Source organism: Streptomyces durbertensis, from assembly GCF_014156695.1.
GTDB classification, from domain to species: domain Bacteria; phylum Actinomycetota; class Actinomycetes; order Streptomycetales; family Streptomycetaceae; genus Streptomyces; species Streptomyces durbertensis.
This window is the reverse complement of sequence record NZ_WMLF01000665.1, coordinates 1-1,984: the sequence shown is the minus strand read 5'-3', so window position 1 is coordinate 1,984 and position 1,984 is coordinate 1. Positions and strand designations below refer to the sequence as shown.

The following is a 1,984-nucleotide window of genomic DNA, read 5'->3' as shown; positions in this document are numbered from 1 at the left end:
CTGCAAGACGATCGCCGCCGTGCTGCGCACCGCCACCGACGCCCGGGGCCGCCGCCTGGAGGTCGTCGAGATCCCGGCGCCGACCGTGCTCAGCGTCGACGACGAGTGGGTCGACTACTCCTACCTCAACCACTACCTGTGCAACAACGGGGTCGTGCTGTGCGCCTTCGACGACCCGCGCGACGAGGAGGCGGCCAACCTCTTCCGGGAGCTGTTCCCCGACCGGACGGTGACGCTGGTGGACGCACGTACGATCTTCGCAGCGGGTGGCGGTATCCACTGCATCACCCAGCAGCAGCCGAAGGCGTGACCGAGGGAGCGGACATGGCGGGTGGGGCGCGCGCACGGAAGAACGCACCGCCGCGCGAGGAGGTGCTCGCGGCCGCCATGGCCACGATCGCCGAAGGCGGGCTCGACAAGCTGACGATGGCCGGCCTCGGCCGCCAGGTCGGCATGAGCAGCGGCCACCTGCTGTACTACTTCCACAGCAAGGACGAACTCCTCCTCCAGACCCTGGAGTGGAGCGAGGCGGCGCTCGGCGACGAGCGCCGCTCCCTGCTGGTGCGCGGCGCCCCGGTCCGCACCCGCCTGCTCGCCTACGTCGACCTCTACGTGCCCGACGCCCCCGGCGACCCGCACTGGACGCTGTGGCTGGAGGTCTGGAACCGCTCCCGCAGCGCCGGCCCGGCCGAGCGGGAGCGCCAGGCCGCGATCGAGGGCGCCTGGCACCGGGACCTGGCCGCGCTCGTCGCGGAGGGCGTCTCCACCGGCGAGTTCCGCCCGGTGGACGCCGACCGCACCGCGACGCGGCTGCGCGCCCTGCTCGACGGCTTCAGCATCCAACTGGCCGTCGGCCTCCCCGCGGTCGACCGCGCGACCGTCCTCGCCCACACCCACGAGTACGTCGACGACACCCTGACGGCGCCCTGACGCCCGGTGGGGGCAGGGGCTCGCCCGTCAGGACTCGGTGACGCCGGCGACGAGTTGGTCGGCGGCGGCGTACGGGTCGAGGGTGCCGGCGACGATCTGCTCGGCGAGGGCGCCGAGCCGGCGGTCGCCGTGCAGGTCGGCGATCCGCTCCCGGAGCGCGGTGACGGCGATCGTCTCCACCTCGGTGGCCGCCCGGCGCAGCCGCCGCTCGTCCAGCACGCCGCGCTCCTCCATCCACGCCCGGTGCTTCTCCAGCGCCTCGACGACCTCGCCGACGCCCTCACCCCGGCTGGCGACCGTCTTGACGATGGTGGGCCGCCAGTCGCCCGGGCCGCGGGACTCGCCGAGGCCGAGCATGTGGTTGAGCTCCCGGACGGTGGCGTCGGCGCCGTCGCGGTCGGCCTTGTTGACCACGTACACGTCGCCGATCTCCAGGATGCCCGCCTTGGCGGCCTGGATGCCGTCGCCCATGCCGGGCGCGAGCAGCACCACCGAGGTGTCCGCCTGGGAGGCGATCTCCACCTCCGACTGGCCCACCCCGACCGTCTCCACGAGCACCACGTCGCAGCCGGCGGCGTCCAGCACCCTGATGGCCTGCGGCGCCGACCAGGCCAGCCCGCCCAGATGGCCGCGGGTGGCCATCGAGCGGATGTAGACACCCGGGTCGGAGGCGTGGTCCGACATCCGGATGCGGTCGCCCAGCAGCGCCCCGCCGGAGAAAGGCGAGGACGGGTCGACGGCCAGCACCCCCACCCGCTTGCCCTGCGCCCGGTAGGCGGAGACCAGTGCGGAGGTGGAGGTGGACTTGCCGACGCCCGGCGAGCCCGTCAGACCGACCACGTACGCGTTGCCGGTGTGCGGGGCGAGCGCCGCCATCACCTCCCGCAGCTGCGGGGACGCCCCCTCGACCAGCGAGATCAGCCGCGCCACGGCGCGGGGCCGGCCCTCCCGGGCCTGCTCGACGAGTTGGGCGACGTCCACCGCCATGTGTGCTGTGCTCCCCTGCCGTGGTGATCGTGTGGGTCGGATCGGGTCGGGCCGCTCGGATCGGGTC

General features: G+C 73.9%; 3 protein-coding genes. 2 read left to right on the top strand and 1 reads right to left on the bottom strand.

Annotation, left to right across the window (positions count from 1 at the left end):
- Both GL263_RS25705 and GL263_RS25700 read left to right on the top strand, forming a co-directional pair.
- Positions 1 to 310, top strand: a 310-nt coding sequence (locus tag GL263_RS25705) for an agmatine deiminase family protein (RefSeq protein WP_182858138.1), incomplete at its 5' end; no start/stop codon positions are given.
- 14 nt (positions 311 to 324) lie between these two features.
- Positions 325 to 930 carry a TetR/AcrR family transcriptional regulator gene (locus GL263_RS25700; RefSeq protein WP_182858137.1) on the top strand — a complete coding sequence of 202 codons (606 nt, stop codon included), beginning with the start codon at positions 325 to 327 and terminating at the stop codon, positions 928 to 930.
- Between the two features lie 27 nt (positions 931 to 957).
- On the opposite strand, the gene meaB is transcribed toward GL263_RS25700, so the two are convergent.
- Positions 958 to 1,917: a methylmalonyl Co-A mutase-associated GTPase MeaB gene (meaB, locus tag GL263_RS25695; protein WP_182858136.1), complete on the bottom strand. Its 960-nt coding sequence runs from the start codon at positions 1,915 to 1,917 to the stop codon at positions 958 to 960.
- Positions 1,918 to 1,984 lie beyond the last annotated feature (67 nt).

Bases quoted from the DNA above. Each gene is read 5' to 3' on its own strand.
- GL263_RS25700 (WP_182858137.1), top strand. From the start codon at position 325: ATGGCGGGTGGGGCGCGCGCACGGAAGAACGCACCGCCGCGCGAGGAG.
- meaB (WP_182858136.1), bottom strand. From the start codon at position 1,917: ATGGCGGTGGACGTCGCCCAACTCGTCGAGCAGGCCCGGGAGGGCCGG.